Origin of the sequence: Pseudomonas sp. UMAB-08 (assembly GCF_900095225.1) — a bacterium.
GTDB lineage: Bacteria > Pseudomonadota > Gammaproteobacteria > Pseudomonadales > Pseudomonadaceae > Aquipseudomonas.
In genome coordinates this window covers 296,374-319,397 of sequence record NZ_LT607414.1, presented here as the reverse complement: position 1 = coordinate 319,397, position 23,024 = coordinate 296,374, and the positions used below count along the sequence as shown (strand labels likewise).

18 protein-coding genes are annotated in these 23,024 nt (G+C 56.4%); 7 read left to right on the top strand and 11 right to left on the bottom strand.

From position 1 onward, the window contains the following. Window positions 1-62 precede the first annotated feature (62 nt). From K0F75_RS01405 to K0F75_RS01395, 3 genes are all read left to right on the top strand, one after another. Complete coding sequence (locus tag K0F75_RS01405) at window positions 63-1,067, top strand: ArsJ-associated glyceraldehyde-3-phosphate dehydrogenase (protein WP_219059977.1); 1,005 nt, start codon at window positions 63-65, stop codon at window positions 1,065-1,067. 364 nt (window positions 1,068-1,431) lie between these two features. Next, window positions 1,432-2,673 carry an organoarsenical effux MFS transporter ArsJ gene (gene arsJ / locus K0F75_RS01400; RefSeq protein ID WP_219059976.1) on the top strand — a complete coding sequence of 414 codons (1,242 nt, stop codon included), beginning with the start codon at window positions 1,432-1,434 and terminating at the stop codon, window positions 2,671-2,673. A 207-nt stretch (window positions 2,674-2,880) separates the two neighbouring features. Then, entirely contained in the window at window positions 2,881-3,561 is a 681-nt protein-coding gene (locus K0F75_RS01395) for a class I SAM-dependent methyltransferase (protein ID WP_219059975.1), read from the top strand. Window positions 3,562-4,002: 441 nt separating this feature from the next. Here K0F75_RS01395 and K0F75_RS01390 read toward each other — a convergent pair whose 3' ends face one another. The 4 genes from K0F75_RS01390 to K0F75_RS01375 form a co-directional block, all read right to left on the bottom strand. Then, entirely contained in the window at window positions 4,003-4,704 is a 702-nt protein-coding gene (locus K0F75_RS01390) for a VIT family protein (RefSeq protein WP_219059974.1), read from the bottom strand. A gap of 79 nt (window positions 4,705-4,783) precedes the next feature. Next, a complete protein-coding gene (locus K0F75_RS01385; protein ID WP_219060338.1) occupies window positions 4,784-5,764 on the bottom strand; it encodes an FAD:protein FMN transferase in 981 nt (326 codons plus the stop codon). Next, window positions 5,754-7,979, bottom strand: coding sequence for a PepSY domain-containing protein (locus K0F75_RS01380; RefSeq protein ID WP_219059973.1), 2,226 nt, complete (start codon window positions 7,977-7,979; stop codon window positions 5,754-5,756). Before K0F75_RS01380 ends, K0F75_RS01385 begins: the two co-directional genes overlap by 11 nt. A 25-nt stretch (window positions 7,980-8,004) precedes the next feature. Next, complete coding sequence (locus K0F75_RS01375) at window positions 8,005-8,475, bottom strand: DUF2271 domain-containing protein (RefSeq protein WP_219059972.1); 471 nt, start codon at window positions 8,473-8,475, stop codon at window positions 8,005-8,007. Between the two features lie 276 nt (window positions 8,476-8,751). On the opposite strand from K0F75_RS01375, the gene K0F75_RS01370 reads away from it, so the two are divergent. From K0F75_RS01370 to K0F75_RS01360, 3 genes are all read left to right on the top strand, one after another. Then, window positions 8,752-9,411 carry a response regulator transcription factor gene (locus tag K0F75_RS01370; protein ID WP_219059971.1) on the top strand — a complete coding sequence of 220 codons (660 nt, stop codon included), beginning with the start codon at window positions 8,752-8,754 and terminating at the stop codon, window positions 9,409-9,411. After that, entirely contained in the window at window positions 9,408-10,742 is a 1,335-nt protein-coding gene (locus tag K0F75_RS01365) for an ATP-binding protein (RefSeq protein WP_219059970.1), read from the top strand. Before K0F75_RS01370 ends, K0F75_RS01365 begins: the two co-directional genes overlap by 4 nt. Window positions 10,743-11,267: 525 nt before the next feature. After that, the gene (locus K0F75_RS01360) at window positions 11,268-12,914 is read left to right on the top strand and encodes a sensor domain-containing diguanylate cyclase (protein ID WP_219059969.1); all 1,647 of its coding nucleotides are present in this window, start codon (window positions 11,268-11,270) and stop codon (window positions 12,912-12,914) included. 6 nt (window positions 12,915-12,920) lie between these two features. Here K0F75_RS01360 and K0F75_RS01355 read toward each other — a convergent pair whose 3' ends face one another. The 6 genes from K0F75_RS01355 to K0F75_RS01330 form a co-directional block, all read right to left on the bottom strand. After that, on the bottom strand, window positions 12,921-14,042 hold the full coding sequence (locus tag K0F75_RS01355; RefSeq protein WP_219059968.1) for an HDOD domain-containing protein: 1,122 nt from the start codon (window positions 14,040-14,042) through the stop codon (window positions 12,921-12,923). Between the two features lie 126 nt (window positions 14,043-14,168). Further along, window positions 14,169-14,594, bottom strand: coding sequence for a potassium channel family protein (locus K0F75_RS01350; RefSeq protein WP_219059967.1), 426 nt, complete (start codon window positions 14,592-14,594; stop codon window positions 14,169-14,171). A gap of 313 nt (window positions 14,595-14,907) precedes the next feature. Beyond that, the gene (phaC, locus tag K0F75_RS01345; RefSeq protein ID WP_219059966.1) at window positions 14,908-16,611 is read right to left on the bottom strand and encodes a class I poly(R)-hydroxyalkanoic acid synthase; all 1,704 of its coding nucleotides are present in this window, start codon (window positions 16,609-16,611) and stop codon (window positions 14,908-14,910) included. Window positions 16,612-16,696: 85 nt separating this feature from the next. Next, window positions 16,697-17,875: an acetyl-CoA C-acetyltransferase gene (locus tag K0F75_RS01340; protein WP_219059965.1), complete on the bottom strand. Its 1,179-nt coding sequence runs from the start codon at window positions 17,873-17,875 to the stop codon at window positions 16,697-16,699. 64 nt (window positions 17,876-17,939) lie between these two features. Then, window positions 17,940-18,686, bottom strand: a complete 747-nt coding sequence (phbB, locus tag K0F75_RS01335; RefSeq protein ID WP_219059964.1) for an acetoacetyl-CoA reductase — start codon at window positions 18,684-18,686, stop codon at window positions 17,940-17,942. 417 nt (window positions 18,687-19,103) lie between these two features. Then, entirely contained in the window at window positions 19,104-21,524 is a 2,421-nt protein-coding gene (locus K0F75_RS01330) for a DUF3141 domain-containing protein (RefSeq protein ID WP_219059963.1), read from the bottom strand. Between the two features lie 263 nt (window positions 21,525-21,787). On the opposite strand from K0F75_RS01330, the gene K0F75_RS01325 reads away from it, so the two are divergent. Then, entirely contained in the window at window positions 21,788-22,348 is a 561-nt protein-coding gene (locus tag K0F75_RS01325; protein WP_219059962.1) for a phasin family protein, read from the top strand. A gap of 41 nt (window positions 22,349-22,389) precedes the next feature. Here K0F75_RS01325 and phaR read toward each other — a convergent pair whose 3' ends face one another. Then, a complete protein-coding gene (gene phaR / locus K0F75_RS01320; protein ID WP_219059961.1) occupies window positions 22,390-22,923 on the bottom strand; it encodes a polyhydroxyalkanoate synthesis repressor PhaR in 534 nt (177 codons plus the stop codon). Window positions 22,924-23,024: the final 101 nt, after the last annotated feature.

Below are 23,024 nucleotides of genomic sequence, written 5' to 3'. Positions count from 1 at the left end.
TTGGGCACGTTCGGCACGCGCAGGTCGGACTCCCACTAACATCAGTTATATGGAGCAAAGACATGGCTATCAAAGTGGGTATCAATGGTTTCGGTCGGATCGGCCGTCTCGCGCTGCGAGCAGCCTGGAGCTGGCCAGAGCTTGAATTCGTGCAAATCAACGATCCGGCCGGTGATGCAGCGACCCACGCTCACCTACTCAACTTCGACTCGGTGCATGGTCGTTGGAATTACCAGGCCGACTCCGAGGGCGAGTGCATTGTCATCGACGGCAAGCGGATCAAGGTCAGTGCCAATAAGGCAATCGCCGATACCGATTGGTCGGGCTGCGATCTGGTGATCGAAGCCAGCGGAAAAATGAAAACCGTTGCGGTCCTTCAGGGCTACCTGGACCAAGGCGTGAAGCGCGTTGTGGTCAGTGCCCCGGTGAAGGAAAGCGGCGCGTTGAATATCGTGATGGGCGTCAATCACCACCTGTTCGATCCTGCGCAACATCGCATTGTGACCGCCGCGTCGTGCACCACGAACTGCCTGGCTCCGGTAGTGAAAGTGATTCACGAAAAGCTGGGGATCCGTCACGGCTCAATCACCACCATTCATGACCTGACCAACACCCAGAGCATTCTCGATCAGCCGCACAAGGATCTGCGCCGTGCGCGTGCTTCCGGGATGAGCTTGATCCCGACCAGTACCGGCTCGGCCACGGCCATCGCCGAAATTTTCCCAGAGCTGCGCGGGCGTCTGAATGGTCATGCCGTGCGGGTGCCGTTGGCTAACGCGTCGCTGACTGATTGTGTGTTTGAAGTTGAACGCGCCACGACCGCAGAAGAAGTGAATCAACTGCTGAAGGACGCCTCCGAGAATGAACTGAAAGACATCCTCGGCTACGAGGAGCGTCCGTTGGTGTCCATCGACTACCGTACCGATCCGCGCTCTTCGATTATTGATGCGCTGTCGACCATGGTCATCAATGGCACTCAGGTAAAAATCTACGCGTGGTACGACAACGAATGGGGCTATGCCAACCGTACGGTCGAACTGGCGAAAATGGTCGGTCTGGCCGTCTGATAGGCGGTGCCACCCTGTCCTCGACGCCGCGCTGTCGCGCAGCAAACTGGTTTTGATTTGTGTGGTGTGATCGTTTAGTGGTGTGTCAGGTTAGCCGCCTTCGCAGCGGGACGCGTAGTTGCAAGCCTGCTCTTATCAAGCAACACGTAACTAACTGAAATAAATTGATTATTTGTAGGAGCGCGCTTGCCCGCGATAAAGACCGAAGGGCTTTTCTGCGACATCGGCGCCAACCCATTTGCGACTGCTTCGCAGCCGATCGCGGGCAAGCGCGCTCCTACAGGGGGTCAGCGTTTGGCTGAAAATTTAATAACACTTATTCTTTATTTTTCAATGGGCTACAGGTTGCCTGATAGGATCAATCATGAACGCGTTGTCAGCCCTCGCTCCAGAAGTGCGGCAGTACCTGCTCGTCACGGGTAATTACTGGGCCTTCACCCTCACCGATGGCGCGTTGCGCATGTTGGTGGTGCTGCACTTTCACGCATTGGGCTACAGCCCGCTTCAGATTGCGGCGCTGTTTTTGTTCTATGAGTTCTTTGGCGTGGTCACCAACCTCGTGGGTGGCTACCTTGGGGTCCGATTGGGCCTGAACCGGACCATGAACATTGGTTTGGCCATTCAGGTCGTGGCACTGCTGATGCTGACAGTGCCATCGGTCTGGCTGACGATTCCTTGGGTGATGGGTGCTCAGGCGTTGTCGGGGATCGCCAAAGACTTGAACAAGATGAGCGCCAAAAGCTCGATCAAGCTGCTGGTGCCCAATGGACAACAAGGCAAGCTCTATCAGTGGATCGCGATCCTCACCGGCTCGAAAAATGCGCTCAAGGGCGTCGGTTTCTTTCTGGGCGGTGCTCTGCTGGCAGCCATCGGATTCAAGGGCGCCGTGCTGGCCATGGCTATCGTGTTGGGGCTGATCTGGATCAGCAGCCTTATTTTGCTCAAGAAAGACTTGGGCAAAGCCAAGGCCAAACCCAAGTTCCGGGAGATCCTTTCCAAGAGCCGTGCGATCAATATCCTGTCGGCAGCACGGATGTTTTTGTTTGGCGCTCGGGATGTCTGGTTTGTCGTCGCATTGCCGGTCTATCTCAGTGCAGCCTTTGGTTGGGACGTCTGGAAGGTCGGTGGTTTTCTTGCGGCGTGGGTGATTGGCTACGGCATCGTTCAGTCGTTCGCGCCCAGCATCACCGGCAAGAAAAACGGGCGTGTGCCCGATGGACGAGCGGCTTTTCTCTGGGCACTTCCGCTGGCGCTTCTGCCAGGGGCTATTGCCTTGGGGTTGAACACTGGGTTGTCCGAGCACGTCGTTCTGTTGGGTGGGCTGATGGTCTTTGGCGTCCTGTTCGCAGTGAACTCATCGCTGCACAGTTACCTGATCGTCTCCTACGCCAAGGAAGACGGCGTCTCGCTGGATGTAGGTTTCTACTACATGTCCAACGCCATGGGTCGCTTGATCGGCACGGTCCTCTCGGGATGGATTTACCAGGTGTACGGGTTGAGTGCGTGCTTGTGGATATCGAGCGCTTTTGTGCTGCTCGCCGCGTTGATTTCCATTGCTCTGCCCAGGCATGCCAAGAAAAGGGTACGCCTCGACATACTGCGCTGAATGCAGTTGCTGACCCGAAAACCGAGACATACCTGACTAGCTCGGCATGAAGAGGTTTCTTAATGTGCGCCGGTGGCGCTGATGACGATTTTTGGTCGTGGATAACACGTCGACGTCGCAGGGGGCTCACGAATCTTTCACACACGTTTGACCTCTCTGCGACTAATGGTTAAGTAGCGTACGACCCATGAGCAATTGGAGAGCATCATGAGCGACCCCATCAAGCTGAAGTTTTCTGAAAAGTACGATCAGGAGCATGCGCAGCAGTATTTTTTGAAACATCGGGATGGGCTTGCTCGCAGGCTGTCTCACCTGCGGGACGAACAACTGGCTCGCAAGGCACTTTCTGTGGCCGGTGAGCCGGGACTGGTTCTTGATCTCCCTTGCGGAGCGGGGCGGTTCTGGCCGTTGTTGGCGGAAAAACCTAATCGAGTCATTATCGGCGCGGATAACTCTGCGGACATGATCGAGACCGCCTGCAAATCGCAATCGGCCGAGGTGGTCAAGCGCGTACGTGCCTTGCAAACGTCAGCATTTGAGATCGACTTGCCCGACAATTCGGTAGACAGCATTTTCTGCATGCGTTTGCTGCACCATATAGGCGACCCGCAACACCGATTGGCGATGCTCAAAGAGTTCTATCGAGTTACCCGGGAAACGGTCATCATTTCCTTGTGGGTGGATGGCAACTTCAAATCCTGGAAGCGTAAACGTCAAGAGGCACGTCGGCGCGCACGGGGAGATAAGGGTGATTATCAAAATCGTTTCGTTATCCCAAGGGACACTGCCGAACGCGAGTTCAAAGAGGCGGGATTTCGTATTCAGGAACGTCTCGACTTCATTCCCTTGTATGCGATGTGGAGAGTCTACGTTTTGCGCAAGGATTGATAGAGTCATCCAGCAAACATCGAGCTGCGGGCCAACACTCGCAGTTGCAGTGCATTAATGAACGCCTTGAAAAACAGGGTATGGCCAATTGACATAAATTTCACTCCGATTGAGTTACATTTGGTGGCAATTAAATTATTGCACTCACTCGATAGTTATCGGAGATGTATATGACATCTGCAATTGGAAGTTCGACGAGTACGCCTATCATTCGACCTGCCCCTGTGTCCGCTCAACAGGTCAAAACTGTTGCAATGGACAGTGACGGCGATCACGACGGTAGCAAAGCAGGCGAAGTAGAGATGCCTAAAGCAACCTCTGGCAGTGTGGGCACGAGAATCAATACCACCGCCTGACACCTGAGTGACAGATCACGACTATCTGGCATATCAGTCGTTTAAGAAAGGGAGCCTCGGCTCCCTTTTTTTGGCGTATGAATTATTAGACAACTGCACCGAACGAGGTGCCCACCAGCGCGGTAACAGCCATGGCAAGCGCCCCCCAAAAGGTCACTCGCCACGCGCCTGTTGGAACGCTGGCGCCTCCGGCTTTGGCCGCTATACCGCCGAGTGTTGCCAGAAATAGAAGTGACATCCCTGATATCCACGGGATAACGCTTTGAGCGGGTGCAATAAACGTAACAATCAGCGGCAAGGCTGCGCCGACAAAAAAACTGGCCGCCGAGGCCAGCGCGGCCTGCAGCGGTTTTGCGCTGAGTGCGTCAGAAATCCCAAGCTCGTCCCGAGCGTGTGAGCCCAGTGCGTCGTGTGCCATTAATTGCGTCGCCACTGTCCTGGCGAGATCAGGTTCAATACCGCGAGCCATGTAAATGGACGCCAACTCAGAATGTTCAGCAAGCGGATTCGTTGCAAGCTCGGTTTGCTCGCGCACTAGATCGGCTCGTTCGGTATCGGCCTGAGAGTGCACGGAAACATATTCTCCAGCGGCCATGGACATGGCGCCTGCCACCAGCCCCGCAATACCGGTCACCAGTAACGTACTGTGTGTGGCGTGGGCGGCGGCAACCCCGATTAAAAGACTGGCGGTCGACACAATTCCGTCGTTGGCGCCCAATACGGCCGCGCGAAGCCAACCAATGCGGTCACTTCTATGGGACTCGGAATGTTTGCGCATGAACTTCATTTATGAATTACGCTCGCAGAGAAGGCGTCAATGCTGGAGATAACGTAGCGCATAAAGAGCGTGAAGGGGCTATGTTTTATTAGCGAGTTTCAAGGGTCGTCTGAATGCGCCCGGCAACAATGGATATTTCCCTGAACGCTTCCCCTTCACGTAATACGAACAATGCGTCCATGCCCCGCGCTTGTGCCAGTTCAGGACCGGCCTCTTCGCCGAGTACCATCAGTGCAGTGGCCCATGCATCGGCGAGCATGCAACTCGATGCAACCACGGTCACTGCAGCCAGTTTATTGGTCAGGGGTGTTCCAAGCGAAGGGTGCATGGTGTGTGAGTACAACTGGCCATCAACTTCGACCCAATGCCGATAGTCTCCGGAGGTAGCAATGGCCGCGTCGCTGAGTTCCATCACGCCCATGACTTCGCGAACTCCCCGGCGAGGCCTTTCAATGGCAACCACCCAGGGCTGCCCGTCAGGTTTGAGCCCGCGTGAGCGCATTTCGCCGTCAATCCCCACCAGGTAGTTAGTTATTCCCCAGCTGTCCAGGCAGCGTGCCAGTTCATCCACGCCAAAGCCTTTGGCAATACCTGAGAGATCAAGCGTCGTTGCTGCACGTTTACGGACCTGACCACGAAGCGCATCTATCTCGAGTGCTTGCGTTGCAGGCAGCCGCACCTGGTGTTTTAGCGCGCTGATCTGTTGTGCAGTGGGTTGACGCTCGCCGGGGCCAAAGCCCCAGGCATTCACCAGATCGCCCACTGCGATATCAAATGCGCCGTTGGATTGCTGACTGATACGTAAAGCGGTTGTCAGTACGGTGGTCAGCTCTTTGGGCAGGGCACACCACTCATTCTCGGGCGCAGCGTTTAGCACGTTGAGGTCTGATTCTGGCTTCCACGTCGACATCTGCCGATCCACCTTGTCGACAGCCTCGAACAGACCCTTGCCAATGGCAGCCAGGTCCACCTCTGGCTTGGCATAGAACAGCGCGGTATAGCGCGAGCCCATGGTCTCTCCGCTGAGGCTGTGCCGTTCGGCAGAGGAGGGCTGATAGTCAGTAGACATCTTCACGGTAGCGTCCTTGTGCCTTGAGCGTCAGCACGGTCAGGTTAAGCGGTGCCAGGACTTCATCGAGTGCGCGCATCACGCTTTTCGCCATTTCGCGACTGCCGCACACCAATACCTGAGCGCCTTTTTCAATCAAACGACGCATCTGCAGGGCGTCGCTGATGATTCGGTCTTGTACATAGCTGCGGTCCTGCACTTGTGAAAAAGCCGCTTGCAACCCGGTGAGTCGCTGGTCTGCCAGGTAGCCATTGAGCTGTGGCTCATAGAGGAAGTCCGATGCCGGGTTGCGCCCCCCCCAATACAGGTGCATCGGGTGTCTGGCGGTGTTGTTACGGATGAAGCCTGCTAAAGGGCCGATACCCGTGCCCGCACCGATGAGAATGACCGGAGCGCTCCCGGAGGCAGGGCGGAAGTCTGGATTGGGCTGTATGAATGCCTCAATCAGCGAGCCAATCGGCACGTCATGGAGGAGGCTGGAACACAGGCCGTCAGGATGCTTGCGCACGCAGATTTCCAGAATGCCATCGGTTGACCCACTGGCCAGCGAGTAGAACCGGGGCAGCATGCTTCCGGGCGGCAGAATCCCGACCAGATCACCCGCTTCGAAATGAGGCAACCCATCCCCCTTGCGCAGGCGGGCCAGCCAACTCGGTGCTGGCGAGGGCGCGACTGCTTTGAAACGCAGAATGTGCGTGGGTGCCTTGACCTGTTCGCCGTATTCCACGCGCTCCACCAGTTGCAAGGTACGGGTTTGCGGCCGGCTGGGCGTGCGCACAAGCGTCAGTTCATGGCCGATCAATTGGCCGACGGCATGCCCCCAACGGGTGAACTCCTGACTTGATTGTCGATTGATGGTTTCAAGTTCAAGCAACTGAGGCCAGCCCCGTGAAAGCATGGCGGCTTGCGTGTCCTTGGCGAACTGACAAAAGCTCGGAAACTGTTTGTCGCCAAAGCCCAGCACGGCAAAGCCAAGGCCCGGTTTTACCGGTACGTTCGCCAGTCGTTTGAGAAACTGTCTGGCGGAGGCTGGTGCGTCGCCGTCGCCGGTAGTTGCGGTCAGAATAAACAGGCGCTCGGCACTGCGGTACTCAGTCGCCAGTTGGTTCATGGTGGCGGTGTGCACACGGTGCCCCGCTTGGTTCAATGCCTCATGCAACGTTTTCGCAAAACCCCAGGTGCTGTTGTTTTCGCTGCCCACCAAAATCACCGTGTCAGCGGACTGTGCGCCACTGTTGTGACTGATATGTGGCATCGACTGACGGCGGCGCCACCAGAGCAGGGCGCCTGTGACGCTCATCAACGGCACGCTCAGCGCGCAAGTGCCGAGTAACAGGCCAAGCCACCAGAGGCCTTCGCCGGTATGCAGCTGGTAGATGAACTCATAGGCATCACGGGCGTTGTCATGAGCCTGGTAAGACAGCAGCGCGCCACTGGCTTGATCAACAAAACCGTCGCCCTGGGCGGTGTGCAGCGAGAACACATCCGTCGGGTTGCCGGGACTGGGGTAGTTCAGCTCGCGCAGATCATTAAGGTCGGTCGCCAGCAGCGCAGGCAACGTCTCGACAGGCGCTGCCGGACCGCCGCTCATGGTGCTCGGGAAAGCAGGCTCCTGCTGGGTTCCGTCAGGAATGAACTCGAACATCACCGCTGACATGTACATCCCCGTCAACGCGGATAGCAGCAGACCGAGGATCGCGAAGCGCCCGACTTCAGCGTGCCAGCGTTGGCTGAAACTGCCCTGCAGCGGGCGCAGGATCTGTCTCCAGCCGCCCAGGCGTCTTGCCAGCAATGCAGCGCCGGAGGCTGACAGGATCAGCATCACCAAGGCGCCAATACCCGACATCGCATGGCCGGGCGTGCCCAGTAACAATGACCTGTGCAAGTCTTTCACCCAGCGTGAGAATGCTGACGGTGCATAGGGCGCAATACCCTGGCCGGTCGTGGGGTCGACAAGCTCGGCACCCGCCTGACCGTCTTGGTTGTAGTAAACGATGATAGAGCCAGAAGCGCTGCGCCGAATTTGTTCAACCGCTGGATAGGTATGTGCCACCCGGCCCGCCAGTTCGGCAACGTTCAATTGGCCGACTGCGGGCACAGTTGCGTTCATTCGTTCTATGGCTGGATCAATTGACAGGATCGCGCCGCTGATGGCCAATACCATAACCAGCAGGGCAGCGATAAGGCCAGGCAGTGAATGAAACTGGCGAAGCATGTTCAGCCTCCAATAGGTGCCGAAGTCACATGTCGTAGGTAAAGGTTTCTACATAACCATTGCCGGTTGCGGGCTTGCCTGCATCTTTAGTCGTCAGCGGCACGACAACGTCAGCGCGAACCTCGCGTTTGTTCTCGACAGCGCTGTCGACGCGGATCTGATAGCCCGCATCAATCAGGGTGTCAGCCAGTTCTACACTGACTTTCAGGGTGCGCCCGCTACCGACGCTGGCACCACTGACCCCGTCAAACTCACTGGACTTCAAGCCGCTGCCGCGAGCCCAGTCAGGAAGGTGTTTGTAATACTTGGCTTTCTTGCCGGCGACCCAGAGGGTTTTCTGATAGTTGCCATTGGCATCGGTGACATAAAACGCCAGATAAGCATCGTTGCCGTTGTAGTTCTTTAACTGGGTGGTCAAGGTCACTTCACGCGCCTGGGCTAACCCTGGCAGGGCGACGGCACCGGCGAGACACACTGCAGCAGCAATCATTTTCATGGTGGGGTTTCCTGTTAGAGCGTTGTGGCGGAATACTGGCCTCGCTAGCTGAATGCAACCTGAAGGCGTGAAAAAAAGTTGATCAGGTAGTTTTCAGCTGTGGGACAAGGCCGCTTGGGTTGCTGAACATGATTTCTCTCCTGCTTGAGTTTCTGTCGCATACCCTAGCGAGACTCCCTGACAGCCACCTGAATCGTGCTCAAAGCGGTACTTCAGGTTTTATTCAGGTGCAGCCGTTAACGTGCAGCGCTGGTAACGAATACAGAAGGGGTTGATATGCGGGTTTTGTTGGTTGAGGACGCTGTGGGGCTGGGGGACGCAGTGCGTGAGCAAATTGCCGATGACGGCCATGCGGTGGACTGGGTGCAACGGCTTGATCACGCTGAGACGAGCGTACGAACCACTGCCTATGACCTCATTTTGCTGGACCTGATGCTCCCGGACGGGCGCGGACTGGACTTCCTGCGCAAGCAGCGGTCGGCTGGCGATGTAACGCCTGTGATCATCCTTACGGCTCAAGACCAGATATCCGAACGCATCGCCGGTTTGAATGCGGGGGCCGACGACTACCTGGTAAAACCCTTCGATCTGTTTGAGTTGTCTGCCCGGGTTGCCGCCGTCGCGCGACGTTACAGCGGTAATCCCAATCCACAGCTGAAAGTGGGAGAGCTGGTCATCGACATGACGGCTCGCACCGTTCAGCGTGTCGGCACCCTTGTGGATCTGACTGCGCGCGAATGGGCTCTACTGGAAGCCTTCATTCAGCGCCCCAGCGCGCTGCTGTCGAAATCGCAGCTCGAAGAGCGCCTGTACGCGTTCGGTGCCGAGATCGAAAGCAACACTATCGAGGTGTACATCAGTCGTTTGCGCAAGAAGTTGGGGCGCGATTTGATTGAAACCGTCCGCGGTATGGGCTACCGGCTGATGCCCCTATGAAGACTACCTTCAGTTTGCAAAAACGTCTGGGGCTTGGGCTGACGCTGGGGATGACATTGCTTTGGCTGGGGGGCACAGCGGGTGCCTGGCTGGTTGTGCAACATGAGCTGAATGAGGCCTTCGACAGCGCTCTGGAGGAAACTGCGCAGCGGATTTTGCCCCTGGCCGTACTCGAAATCAGTAATCGTGGCGAGTCTCGCGAGTCGAAACATATCGAGGGGCTGAGAGAGCATAAGGAATACCTCACCTATCTGGTGCGGGATGCCAGGGGCAATACGTTGTTGCAGTCTCACGATGCCGATCCGAGTGTATTCAATGCCCAGCCGATGGAGGGCTTTACCACTACCGGCAAGTACCGCCTGTATGCCGTCAGCGCCCAGCGCGAAACAGTTTTTATCGAAGTCGCCGAGCCATTGGCGCATCGCCGGGAAGCAGCGCAGGAAGCATTACTCGCGTTGCTCCTGCCATTGCTGATACTCATCCCGATCAGCTTGTTGGGAACCTGGTTATTGGTTCACTTCAGTCTGCGTAGCGTCCTGGCTTACCGTCGCGCAATCGAGACCCGTGGGGTCGGCGATTTATCCCCCATTAAAGTGTCTCAATTGCCCGCAGAAATCGATCCGCTGGCCGAAGCGGTCAATCATCTGATGGAGCGACTGCGTCGGGCACTGGAGGCTGAGCGCAGCTTTACGGCCAATAGTGCCCATGAGCTACGTACCCCATTGGCGGCGGCATTGGCGCAGATGCAGCGGTTACGTCGCGAGGCGCCTGACGGACCATTGCAGGTGCGCGCGGCAAAGATCGAGGCTTCGCTTCGTGAGTTGGCACGGCTCTCGGAAAAGCTCATGCAACTGGCCAAGGCCGAAGGGGGCGGGCTTCTATCTGAAGCCCCGCAAGACCTTATCCCGCTGCTGGCCCATGTAGCGGAAGAGTTGAACGCTACTGCCGGGCAGCGGATTAACTTAGCGCTGCCTGCGGAGGGTGAAGTGTTATCAACGATTGACCCGGACGCCTTCGCCATCCTTTTACGCAATCTGATCGAGAACGCTTTAAAGCATGGCGCGCCGGATCAGCCGATTGAGGTGAGCTTGTCGAGTCAGGCGCTTTTAAAGGTCGTGAATGCGGGCTCGACAGTGCCTGCGCAGGTTCTGGAGCGTCTCACCGAGCGCTTCGTACGAGGCAACAGCGAGGCCAGCGGCTCCGGTCTTGGACTGGCAATTGCGCAAACGATTGTTCGAGGCGTCGAGGCGACAATGAGCCTCGCATCCCCCGCAACAGACAAACAGGATGGCTTTGAAGTTAGGGTGCAGTTTGTGCTTGCGCGGCCATGAAGAAGTCTGACTTTACTGGGTGTTCACTGATAACGTTAATAAAATAAAGAGGGGCTTAAACGTTTCATCGGAAGCGGGTTTGATACTTCGTCGGGCGACAAGTTGCCATATTCATATAACTTCCGTGAATAGCACTTGGTTCGCGGAGTGCATATTGATTGCGGCGGCGAGACAGGATTGGATCCAATTATTACGTCTTAATCATTGGCGTCAAAATGCAGTCGGCTGAGTATGTGTAATGATGATATATGAAGTATGAAATAGGTATAACCCAGCGCAGTATAGTGATATCGTAAAGCCATCCCAAGGAACGCTGGCTACAATTATTTATACGCGCTAACCACGTGCTACACGCGTAGAAAGTTACGACTCAAGTGCTATTCAAGAACCGCTTCAGCGGCGGCGAATATCGACAGCTCTGATGTGCTCAGTCGGGACCAATACACAGTGGCAGATGAGTGTTTTCTGTCGTAAATAATTTGAGGGCGCAACGTTTAAACGGGGTGTCCGCCCGAGCGCTGGCGTATGTCAATCAAGCACCTTTTTCGCATTAACTTAAGACGACTGATTCTCTTTCTGGCGTTTTTCAGTGCCATTCTCACGCTCACCAACAGTCTGTATGCAAGCTATTGTGTACAGCGCCAGTTGCTCATTGACAGCACGCTGGAATCCAACCGTGTGTATGCAGCCAAGCTGGCCAATAGCACCGAAGTGTTTCTTACTACCGTGACGCAGCAGTTGGCCTACAGCGCCGGGTTATTGAGTGAGCAGCTTGATAATCCGCAAGCGTTGCAAAGCGAGACCACCCGGTTACGGCTACAGACCAATAGCTTCAACTCGATAGCGATTACGGATGCAGAGGGTTGGTTGCGTGCGGTCTCGCCCGAAACATTGCCAATCAAAGGGCGAAAGCTGAACACGCCCGGTGCTGTCGAGGCGTTGAGTAAGCGCCGTCCACTCATCAGCCAACCTTACGTCTCTGTTGCGGGTAACCTGGTGGTGTTCATATCCCATCCGATCATTGATCGTGAGGGTCATTACCTGGGTTACATCGGCGGTACAATTTATCTCAAGCACAAGAGCATTTTGGACGATTTGCTGGGTGCGCAGTATTATCACGATGGCTCTTATATTTACGTGGTAGATCAGAACCAGCGACTGCTGTATCACCCTGATCAGATGCGGGTAGGTCAGGTGGTGCGTGACAATCCGGCCATTGAGGCCGTGATCCGTGGAGAGAGCGGGAAACAACGCCTTCTGAATAGTCAGGGCATCGATATGCTCGCCGGTTATGCGAGCGTGCCCTCAGCGCATTGGGGCATCGTGGCGCAAAAGCAGACGGATACAACACTGACCGCACTTAATGATCTGATGCTGGATGTACTTCGTAATACGCTGCCGCTCAGTGTGCTGGGTTTTATCGTCATTTGGTGGCTCGCACGCCTGATTGCCCGCCCCCTGTTGCAGCTGGCCGACAGTGCCCAAGAGATGGAGTCACCCGGTGCGGCAGAGCGCATTGCGCGCGTGAAATCGTGGTACTACGAATCAACACAAATCAAGCACGTGATGCTCGTCGGCATACGGTTATTACACGCAAAGATCGGCAAACTCACTAGCGATGCGCAGACAGACTCACTCACTGGGCTGCATAACCGTCGCGTGCTCGATATTGCATTAGAGCGATTGGAGCGCGAACGTCGTCCTTTCGCTGTCGTGGCACTCGATATCGACCACTTCAAGCGGGTCAACGATAGCTATGGTCATGATGCAGGTGATGAGGTGCTCAGACGCCTGGGGGTGTTGATGCGTGTCAATACCCGAGAGGGTGATGTGCTCTGCCGGGTGGGTGGCGAAGAGTTTCTTATCCTATTGCCAGCTACGTCACCCGAGGTAGCCCTGCGAGTGTCTGAGCGTCTGCGACAGCAAGTAGAAGATGCGCGGATGGACCCCGTTGGGCCGATCACTATCTCTCTGGGTGTTGCGCACTGGCCGCTAAGCTCTGGCAGCGTCGACGACGTTTTGAAGATGGCAGACAACATGCTTTACACGGCAAAACAAACGGGCCGTAATCGGGTCGTTTTAGCCAGTGCGCTGCATCAGCCGGAACAGGCCCTGACTGTGGTATCGAACGAGTTATCTGCCGATCAGCGAGGGTCGAAGACGACCCCGTGAGTCGTATCAGGCAAGGCCCGCAAGGCGTCGCAGGCGCTCCAGGCTGCGCGGTTCCTCGCCATTGATTTCTGCTGCGGCCAAACGCATAAGCACTTTTTCTCGACGAAATTGCGCTGGCGGCAGGACGTAGACTGCGCCAATAAGGTCCCGCAGGGCCATGGGCAGCCCCCAGTGAGCTTTAAGGCTGATGGCAAAGGGGTTGCTGAACTCGCGCATGGCTTGCGTCAGTGCGCTCTCGCTGAGGCTGTGGCCTTTGTGCTCCCAGGCTTGAGCCTGATAGACCACGCAGAGTTCTCCTATGCGGTGCAGCAAGGCCGCGCACTGGAGCGGCGCGGGATCAACCCCGGACTCCCGCGCCAAGCGCGTGACTCGATCACTGAGTGCTTCTGCGTCGTTCAGATGGACCTGGGCCAGCGTCTGCACCAAAGGACTGCTCTGCTCGTTAGCCTGGCGCAACGCCAGGCACAAGGCCATGTTCAAACTGGTCGGCCCGCCCAGACGCTGCAAAGCCTCGGGCAGGCTCATATAGGGGTGGCCAGCGCCGATATAGGCACTGCTGTTGGACGCGGCGACCAGATGGGCGCTCAAGGCCGGGTCATACTGCCAGCTCTCGACAAGTTCGCGCAGGTCCAGTTCTTCACCTTTGAGGATCAGTTGAAGTGTGTCTTTGACATTGCTCAGCAGGGGTATATCCAGCTCCGCAGCGGACAGGCTACCAAGGAAGGCAATGAAGTCTTGCTCCGTCAGCGGTGCGCGTGAGCGTTCTGTACTGTCGGGTAATAGCTTTTTCAGGCGAGCCACTACACGCGGTACCTGGAAGGGCTTACTAATAAAGGTACTAATCCCTAGTGAGCGCGCAGCCAGCACATTCTCTCGATCCGCACGGCCAGTAACAACTACCAGAGGCGCGGGGCGATTATTTAGAAGGGTTTGAAGCAGGCGGACACCGGTCGAATCGGAGAGGCTCCAGTCCGCGAGCACTAACTGATAAGACGTTCGCTTGCACGCCTCGTCGGCGTCCAGCACCTCGCTAAAGAGATCTATTGGCGCATCCGGGCAAATACTCAGGACAATCTGCTTAAGCATGTCAGCGATCCAGGGATCATCTTCCAGAATCATTACTTGCATGCTGCGTCCTTCGGGGGGGTAGAGGCGTGTGGATGAATGACGTCTGAACAGATCATGATGTGCCGGATTTCATTAAGGAGTTTGCCCTGCGGGGTGGAAAATAACGACACCGGACGTATGCCCGTACTAAGCGGTCTTCCAGTATTTCTGCATTTCGATAAAAAGAAAGGAGGCCGTCCATGTAATCAGCACCAAACCTGTCAGTGCTTCAAGCCCGGTCAGAAACTTAAGAACCCCTTGGGGTTCGATATCACCAAAACCGAGCGTGGTGAAGGTGGTGAATGAAAAATAAACACAGTCCATCAGGCTGCCATCAAAATCTCCCCTCAACGTACCCCAATGACCGGACTCGATCATAAAGTAATAGGCCAAGGCGAAAATCCACACTTCGACGGCGTGCGCAGTGAGTGCGCCCAGTACGCCAAAGACTATCCTGAAACGGTGCCAGACCTTCAACCTCGGCATGAGCGAGTTGAGGCGAAGCAGCAGTTCATAGTGGATGAAGACGGACGCCATGACGATAAAGGTGTTCAGCGCTGTAAGGGCTATCATCGTCATCTCTGCATTTAAAACGCCTATTTGAACAGGGCTGCTGTTGAATTGCCATACAGCAGGCCTGAAGTTGTCGGGCGTTAGGACAGCGATTCTCCAGCCGTGCGGACAATTCGATTGTCGAGAGCGGTTTGGGTATCAGGAACGCCCGGGTAATCCGAGCCCCTGTTTTGAAGCGTTCGCTGTTGGGGCAGGGTCTTGATCGAGGGGCGAGGTTGCGTCTTGATGCGTCTTGATAGAGGCGGAACCGGGCTCCACCTCTTGTGCGCTATATCGATTCAGACAGCAGGGTCCCGGTTGCCAGAGCAATCTGTCATTGCATTACATAACGGCCTGGTGCCGGTTCCAGTGCCGGGTATTGAGCATTGCCCATGTCTGCCACTGCAGGCTGGAGTTCGCCGGAGTGTTTGGCCAGCCAGACGAACCAGTCATTCCACCAACTCCCCGATTGCTGTTCGGCACCTTTGAACCAGGTGTCGGGGTTTTTCGTGGTTCGGTTGTTTGTCCAATAATGGCGTTTCTGTTTCGCGGGTGGATTGATGACGCCAGCGATGTGCCCGGAGGCGCCCAGTACAAAGCGTTTGGTCCCGGAAAGCACGGCGGTGCTGGCGTAGGCGCTCCTCCATGGCACGATATGGTCATCATGTGTTGCAAGAATGTAGGCGGGTGCATCAATGGCCTGCAAGTCGAGTTTGACTCCGCAACACTCCAGTTCGCCTGACTTCAGGTCATTCTGCAGATAGGTGTGGCGCAGGTACCAACAGTACATCGGACCGGGGAGGTTGGTGCTGTCGTTATTCCAGAACAGCAGATCCAGAGGAATGGGTTTGTTCCCCTTGAGGTATTTGTCGACGTTGTAGTTCCACCACAGGTCGTTGGGACGAAGCATGGAAAAAGTGTTGCCCATGTCCTTGCCATGAAACAGTCCAAATGGGCCGTCCATACCGCCGATAGTGCGCTCGCGGTAGGCCACCAGCTTTTCGTCGACGAACACGCTGATCGGTCCGGTATCGAGGTAGTCGAGGAATGTCGTCAAGAGGCTCACGCTGCCGATTTCGTGATCGCCACGCGCCGCGAGCACTGCCAGGGCGGTGCTCAGCAGTGTGCCGCCTATGCAGAAGCCCACGCAGTTGGGCCGCGGCTCTCCACTGATCTCGCGCGTCAGCTGCAAGGCCTTGATCACGCCATGCTCAACCAGGTCGTCCCAGGTTATTTCCGCGTGTTCCGGGCCGAAGTTGCGCCATGACATCATGAACACGGGATGCCCTTGTTCCAGCAGATGCTTAACGACAGAGTTGTCTGGGCGCAGGTCGAGGATGTAGTACTTGTTAATCGAGGGCGGCACGATGAAAACAGGACGCAAGTACTGCGTTTCACGTTGCGGGTAGTACTGAATGAGCTGGAAGATATCATTTTCGAATACGACTTCGCCCGGGGTGATGGCGAGGTCGACACCTACCGTGAAGGCGCCACTGTCACACTGGCGCATCTTGCCTTCCTGCAGGTCGCTGGCCAAGTGCATCAGGCCTGTGAACAGGCTGGCACCCTGGGTTTCAACTACCCGCTGGAGAGCATCAGGGTTGCTGGTCAGGAAATTGCTGGGCGCATTGGCGGCAATGGCTTGTTCCACCAGGTAACGTAGACGTTGGCGCGGTTTCTCTTCTTCGATCGGAAGTCTATCGAGCAGTTTCAAGAGAAAGTTGGAATTGAGTAAATAGAAAGCAGCGAGGGAGCCGAACAGTGGCTCGTTCCAGTTTCCGCTGGAGAAGCGGCGATCATCAAAGTTGAAGGGTTGGCCGGTCAGCAGTTGTTGACCTAGTTGCCCCCATTGACGTTGGTAATCCATCTGAAGGTTGTCCAGCGTTTCACGAGGCACCTCGAACCAGGGGGTGTGATCGTGCCCTGAAAACCAGTCGTTACTGCTAACCCACTGACGCAATTGTTGCATCGCAAAAGAGGCGATAAAAGGAACTTGGCCGGACCAATAGGTGTTGAAAGCGTGCGAATTATTGTTCATAGAGCTCCTTGCCCGGGACGGTGAACCGGGCAGAAAGTAAACCGGACTCTGCCTGAGTCCGGTGCAGCAACAGTGGGAGTGCGGGCTAGCGCTCGATGGCCAGGCCGACGCCTTGACCTCCGCCGATGCATAAGGTGGCCAGACCTTTTTTGCCGTCGCGGCGGATCAGTTCGTGTACCAGCGATACCAGTATTCGAGCTCCGGACGCGCCGATCGGATGGCCAAGCGCAATGGCCCCGCCGTTGACGTTGACTTTGCTGGTGTCCCAGCCCAACTCTTGACCCACTGCCAGCGACTGGGCTGCAAAGGCTTCATTGGCCTCGATCAGATCAAGGTCGTCCACGCTCCAACCCGCTTTTTCCAGTGTGCGGCGTGTGGCCGGAACCGGACCGATACCCATGATTGCCGGGTCCACACCCGCGCTGGCATAAGCTTTGATCCGCGCCAGGATCGGTAGACCCAGGGCTTCTGCTTTGGCGGCACTGGCCAGCAACAACACGGCAGCGCCATCGTTGAGGGTGGAGGAATTGCCAGCGGTCACCGTTCCTTCTTTCAGGAAGGCGGGTTTGAGTGCTGCCAAGGCTTGTGCGGTGCTATCGACGCGCGGCTGTTCGTCAGTGTCGAAGACGAGCGGGTTGCCCTTGCGCTGGGGAATCAGAATCGGGGTGATTTCGCTCTTGAAGCGCCCGGACTCAATGGCCGCTGCCGCTTTCTGTTGTGAGGCTGCGGCGAAGGCATCCTGTTTCTCGCGGCCAATGCTGTACTTTTGCGCCAGGTTTTCGGCAGTAATACCCATGTGATAGTCGTTGAAGGCATCCCACAGCCCATCCTGGATCATGCTGTCAAGCAGTTGCGCATGACCCATGCGCAGACCTGTGCGTGCTTTGGGCAGGACATACGGCGCCAGGCTCATATTTTCCTGACCGCCAGCGATCACCAGTTCCGCGTCACCGCAACGGATCGCCTGAACGGCGAGTTGGACCGCCTTGAGGCCGGAGCCGCAGACCTTGTTCAAGGTCAGGGCGGGGGTGGTGTGCGGCAAGCCTGCCTTGATTGCCGTCTGGCGTGCCGGGTTTTGTCCGGCGCCAGCACTGAGCACCTGTCCGAGGATTACCTCGTCTATCTGGGCCGCATCAATGCCGGTCTGTTCTAGCAGGTGGCGAATCACGGCGGCACCCAGCTCGGTAGCGGGAATCCCGGCAAGAGCACCCTGGAAGCTGCCTATCGCAGTGCGAGTGGCGGCAACAATTACGACTTCGTTCATGCATGACCTCATTGGTAAGGCAAAATTTGTCGAGCAGGATCAGCGCATCCATGCGCTGACGGGACTACTGCATGTTCATGCCGCCGTTTACCGAGAAGTCGGCACCGGTGCTGTAAGCGGACTCTTCGGAGGCCAGCCAGGCAACGATTGACGCGATTTCTGCGGGCAGGCCAAGGCGGCCGACCGGCGTTGCTGCGATCATGGCGTCGAGAATGTCCGGGCGAATCGCCGCTGTCATATTGGTCTGGATGTAGCCTGGGGATACGGTGTTGACCGTCACACCCTTGCCCGAGACTTCACGGGCGAGCGCCATGGTGAAACCATGGGTCCCGGCCTTGGCGGCGGAGTAGTTGGTCTGGCCGAATTGGCCGCGCTGGCCGTTGATCGAGGAAATGTTGATGATCCGCCCCCAGCCCTTCGCCAACATCCCTTCAATAACCTGTTTGGTGGTATTGAACAGTCCGCTCAGGTTAGTCCCGATAACGGCGTTCCAGGCTTCGGGAGTGAGCTTGCGAAAGGAGGCGTCGCGAGTAATACCCGCATTGTTGACCAGTACGTCGATCGGGCCGCACATCTCGCGCACCAGTTCGAACGTTTTGCGGGTTGATTCCCAGTCGCTGATGTCTGTGTCAACGCAGTCGAAGTGATAGCCGCTTTCGAGTTGACTCGCTATCCAATCATTTTTTCGGCTGGAATTAGGACTGCAGCCAACAATGACCCTAAATCCATCCTGGTACAGACGCTGGCTGATAGCTGTACCAATACCGCCCATCCCACCTGTGACTACTGCAATACGACTACGCGATTCCATACATTAACTTCCTTCTCTATTTTTGCGCTGCAATACGTGAATTGTTCTGTATTGACGGGGCATGAGGAAGTGTTTGGCGGTGACTGCTTAGTGTCCAAAGGTGCCAAACTGGCGTTTTGGTCCTTTGGCTGAGAGTGCGTAGTATCTGTGTTTGAAGTTGAATGAATAATGACTATCATTTGCGGTAATAACTGGTAATTATTCTGCGCGCACTTTGGATCCAAAAATCATTCATGGCGCTATAGATGGCGCAAGTTCCGGCTGTGGCGAACGCTGATAAGTTCGCTCTTGCGCTACACGATAATGTCCGGCTTTAACCTGGAGAAGGCGCTCGAACGCCTGGTCTGTTCCAGTCGCAGGGTCGGTCTGACGCAAGACCGACGCGGCGCACGAGTTGCCTCTGTTAATAACCCGGGGTTATTCCGGCTTGGGCCGTTTTATTCCTTTTGCTCCCCTCCCTGATTTGCGCGCTGGACTTGCATCCGTGGTGGCGGGTGTCGGTGCTGGCTGCGTCGCTACAGGAGTGGGTATCTGCTTGGCTGCATCGGCTTCACTTGGCTGCGGCTGCGGGGTCAGGTTAGAGCCCGGCAGGGGGATGCCGAGTAGCGAGTGCAGTTCACGCCAGCGTTTTCCTTCAGCACCGATAGTCGTTAGCAGCTCAGGCACTAATAGCGCCACGGCCGCCAGGATCTGCTGGCGTGCTTCGGTTTCCGGGAGCAGCAAGGGCAGGCTGCGCAAGCTTTCTTCCGGGTGAACAAAGACCAGCAGGTTCTGCAGGCGTATGGTTTCGCGCAGGATAATGGGGTCGATGTAGTGCTCGACTGGCACAGGGCCCTGCTGGATCAGTTGCTCAACGCGGTGCTTGTCGATTGTCTTGCTGTCGCGGCCGATCAGAAAAAGTATGCGTACCAGCGCTTCCAGTCTACCGCCGAGGGCAAGTGCCTCATGCAGGCGCTCGATCAGGACCTTGTCTTGTTGCTCGGCATGCTCCTGAAGATTTCGCGCAGGCTGCTTGTCAACGAGGGCGCTTAACCCTCCATACACACCGTAAAAACACAGTTCCAGGGATGCGTCACGCACATCACGATAAGCGTTGAGGGCGTCCTGCATCTGGTTGGAGAGCAGGTCCTGCCACGCCAGCAGTGGGTTGTCTTTGCGGGCGGGGCGGCGATCGCTGTGCACTTGAGCGGCGGTGCCGGCGAGCCACCACAGTGCCGGATTCAGACTGCTCCATACCACCTGTTGTTGATGGAACGGGTGCGCCTTGCGCAGCAGTTCTGCGATGGGCTCATTGATCATCTGGCGCATCCAGGGGCGTACGAACCAGTCGTAAAGCGAGCTATTGATTTCGGAGGCGCGCTCCACCAGTGCGAATTCGCGATCGTCATCACGCGTTGGCTCACCATCCTCATGGATATCGGCGATTCGCCTTGGTTCGAAACGTACGCGATAGCGTGCATCACCGCTGCCCGATGGGTCAGGGATATCCTCGATCAGCATTTCATACAGCCCCGACGGCAGCGCATTGATGGCGTCGACAGCCCCGAGCAGCTCGCGGTGTTCGCGCCGGGCAACCTTGCCGGACACGAAAATGCCCAGATGGCCGATGCTGGCGTGCTGCAGGTAGACGATGGTGCGTCCGGCACACTGCAAAGCGAGATCGCTGGGATAGACATCGGTTATCCAGTTCAACGCTTGTTGCGGGGATGTGATGTTGTCTCCGTAGGAACAGAACACCACCACCGGTACTTCGATCTGTTTCAGATCAAGCCCGAGGGTCTTGCGTCCGAGTCCTCCAGACAGATGGTTGCCGATGAAAAGGTTGTCGACAATCATTTCGATTTCTTCGCTATTCAGCAGGCCCGGGCTGCCCCACCAGCGTTCGAAATCGAGAAAGCGCGGAGCCTCGCTGTCGACTTGACTGAACAGCTGGTAGTACTTGTTCCAATAGGTATTGGCGGGGTCCAGGTTCTCGAAGTTACTGACCAGCCAGGTGCCGTCGAAACGGTCGTTGCCCAGATCGCTGGCCAGGCGAGTCGTCCAGCCCCCGCCCAGCAGGCCGCCGGTATAACGCATCGGATTGCGACCATTGACACCCGCCCAGTACGACAAAGGGGCACCGTTGATGATGATCAATCCCGGCAGCTCCGGGTGTGTTGCAGCTAACCCCATTAACGCCCAGCCGGCTTGGCAGTTGCCGACCACAACAGGTTTGCTGCTGGCCGGATGGAGGGCGCTGACGGCCTCGATGAAATGGGCTTCGGCTTCGACGATATCCATCAGCGTCTGCCCGGGATTGGGCGCGTGACTGAAGGCGATGAAGTAGGTGGGGTGGCCAGCTCTGAGGCTTTCGCCTATTACCGAATCTTGTTTGAAGCCGCCAATGCCTGAGCCATGGCCGCCGCGCGGATCAATGATGATCACTGGCTGGCTGCTGCTGTCGATGCGTTGCTCTGCCCCGGGGAGGATTCTTAATAGCGAGTAGTTGACGGGGCGGGGGAGATCCGAGCCAGCGATCAGCGTTTCATGATCGAACTTGAGCAGCAATGGATACCCGGCGCGCTCATGGGCCAGTGTGTTGTCGCCGCGTTGGCGCAGGGTGTCCCAGAACAGCAGGCTGCGTTGGCTGAGGTCGGCGAAGTACTCCTGCCAGTCATCAAGCGTGGGTTGCGTTAGCTGGCCCTGGATTAGAGGGGTAAAGGTTTTTTCCTGACGCTGGCGCGAGGCGTCGAGGACGTTCGAGGTATTCATGTGTTGCAGGCGACTTAGATTTTCGAGCACATCGTGCTTCACGGAAAGCCCTTTATCCTGCGGCGCAACAATATAGTCATGATCCATGATGATCTCCTGGCGGTGTGCATGAGAAGCGGCTAGCCTCAGCCCTCATTGCTCAGGAAGGGATTTGGTTTGGCCGATCTATTCGGTTTATGGAGGGGTTATAACGAATAGAGGCGGAAGGGGCAAAGCTTTTTTGCGGCGCACAAAAAAAGGTTGCCAAATAAAATTGTGCACTGCAATATTAAGCCTAACGCGATGACTCAGCAGGATCGCTATCGCGTCCTCAGGCCCATGTCGGCCTTCCAGTACTAGGAGATTCAAGCATGTCTTTGTTTAATACTGAAAAATTGCAAAACGCTCAGAAAGCTAACCTCGACCTCCTGCAGCAAATCAGCGGCAAAGTTTTCGCGAGTGTTGAGCAGCTTAGCCAACTGCAGTTCAAGACTCTGCGTGCTTCCACCGAGGAATACTTCGATGGTTTTCGCAAGCTGCTGGCGGTACGTGATCCTCAGGGCTTTGCGGAGCTGCAAGCTTCCTTTATTCAGCCGCATGTACAGGCCGAACGCCTGGCTGAGTTCAATCGTCAAATGCAAGAATTGATTGTCGGCACACAATCGGAAATCGCCAAGCTGACTGAGGGTCAAGTCGAAGCGGGTACTCAGCAGGTGCAAGAGTTCATTGAAGTGATGAGCAAAAATGCGCCGGCCGGCTCTGAGCCTGTGGTAGCCGCATTCAAATCGACGCTGGCGAATGCCGGTAGCGTTTATGAAAACGCACAGAAAGCCGCCAAACAGGCAGCTGACATTGCCCAGAGCGGGTTCACCGCAGCGACCACCGCCGCTGGAAAAGCCGCACCGGGCAAGGCGGCGGGCGGTAGCAAGTAAGTCAAATCAAAGCTGGAACAGCTTTGCTGATGGCGATGGGTTCACTCCCCATCGCCATTTTTTTTTCGTCCGGCGCCTGGTCCTGCCTGGCCTGGCGGTGTGCCGCCGAACAAGCCGAAGAGGTTTTGAGTGTTTAGGTAGAGTGCCTTCGATTGGTCGACATATTGGCGCATCAAATCCTGCATGACCGGTGCCTGCTGGTGCATGAACTCGCTCCACGCCTCAGAGGACTGCGCACCCGTCTGCGACTGGACATCGATGACTGTCTGGATGCTTTTATCCAGGTAGCTGCCGAGGACGCCCTGGAAGGGGCCATAGAACTGGATAATCCCCATGAGCATCTCGCTGGAGAAAATCGGTTCACCGCCACTTTCGGCTTCTAGAATCACCTGAAGCAAAATGCTTCGAGTCAGATCCTCGCCAGTCTTGGCGTCGACCACCTGGAACGGGATTTTATCGACGACCAGTTGGCGTATATCCGCGAGCGTCAAATGACTGCTGGTGTACGTGTCATACAGGCGGCGATTGGGGTACTTCTTGATCAGGCGGGTGTTGCTCCGACTGTTATCTGTCATGCGGGGCTTCTCATTGCGAGCCTAGTTCGCAAGCATCTTATCCTACTATGACTACTGCCGCGGATCGGAGTGGTGCCAAGGGTTCAACCCGCAGGTACTGA

Coding starts and splice junctions, on each gene's coding strand:
- K0F75_RS01365 (WP_219059970.1), top strand. CDS start 9,408: ATGAAGACTACCTTCAGTTTGCAAAAACGTCTGGGGCTTGGGCTGACG.
- K0F75_RS01340 (WP_219059965.1), bottom strand. CDS start 17,875: ATGAACGAAGTCGTAATTGTTGCCGCCACTCGCACTGCGATAGGCAGC.
- K0F75_RS01360 (WP_219059969.1), top strand. CDS start 11,268: ATGTCAATCAAGCACCTTTTTCGCATTAACTTAAGACGACTGATTCTC.
- arsJ (WP_219059976.1), top strand. CDS start 1,432: ATGAACGCGTTGTCAGCCCTCGCTCCAGAAGTGCGGCAGTACCTGCTC.
- K0F75_RS01395 (WP_219059975.1), top strand. CDS start 2,881: ATGAGCGACCCCATCAAGCTGAAGTTTTCTGAAAAGTACGATCAGGAG.
- K0F75_RS01385 (WP_219060338.1), bottom strand. CDS start 5,764: ATGTCTACTGACTATCAGCCCTCCTCTGCCGAACGGCACAGCCTCAGC.
- K0F75_RS01370 (WP_219059971.1), top strand. CDS start 8,752: ATGCGGGTTTTGTTGGTTGAGGACGCTGTGGGGCTGGGGGACGCAGTG.
- K0F75_RS01325 (WP_219059962.1), top strand. CDS start 21,788: ATGTCTTTGTTTAATACTGAAAAATTGCAAAACGCTCAGAAAGCTAAC.
- K0F75_RS01355 (WP_219059968.1), bottom strand. CDS start 14,042: ATGCAAGTAATGATTCTGGAAGATGATCCCTGGATCGCTGACATGCTT.
- phaR (WP_219059961.1), bottom strand. CDS start 22,923: ATGACAGATAACAGTCGGAGCAACACCCGCCTGATCAAGAAGTACCCC.
- K0F75_RS01390 (WP_219059974.1), bottom strand. CDS start 4,704: ATGAAGTTCATGCGCAAACATTCCGAGTCCCATAGAAGTGACCGCATT.
- K0F75_RS01375 (WP_219059972.1), bottom strand. CDS start 8,475: ATGAAAATGATTGCTGCTGCAGTGTGTCTCGCCGGTGCCGTCGCCCTG.
- phaC (WP_219059966.1), bottom strand. CDS start 16,611: ATGAACAATAATTCGCACGCTTTCAACACCTATTGGTCCGGCCAAGTT.
- K0F75_RS01380 (WP_219059973.1), bottom strand. CDS start 7,979: ATGCTTCGCCAGTTTCATTCACTGCCTGGCCTTATCGCTGCCCTGCTG.
- K0F75_RS01405 (WP_219059977.1), top strand. CDS start 63: ATGGCTATCAAAGTGGGTATCAATGGTTTCGGTCGGATCGGCCGTCTC.
- K0F75_RS01350 (WP_219059967.1), bottom strand. CDS start 14,594: ATGATAGCCCTTACAGCGCTGAACACCTTTATCGTCATGGCGTCCGTC.
- K0F75_RS01330 (WP_219059963.1), bottom strand. CDS start 21,524: ATGGATCATGACTATATTGTTGCGCCGCAGGATAAAGGGCTTTCCGTG.
- phbB (WP_219059964.1), bottom strand. CDS start 18,686: ATGGAATCGCGTAGTCGTATTGCAGTAGTCACAGGTGGGATGGGCGGT.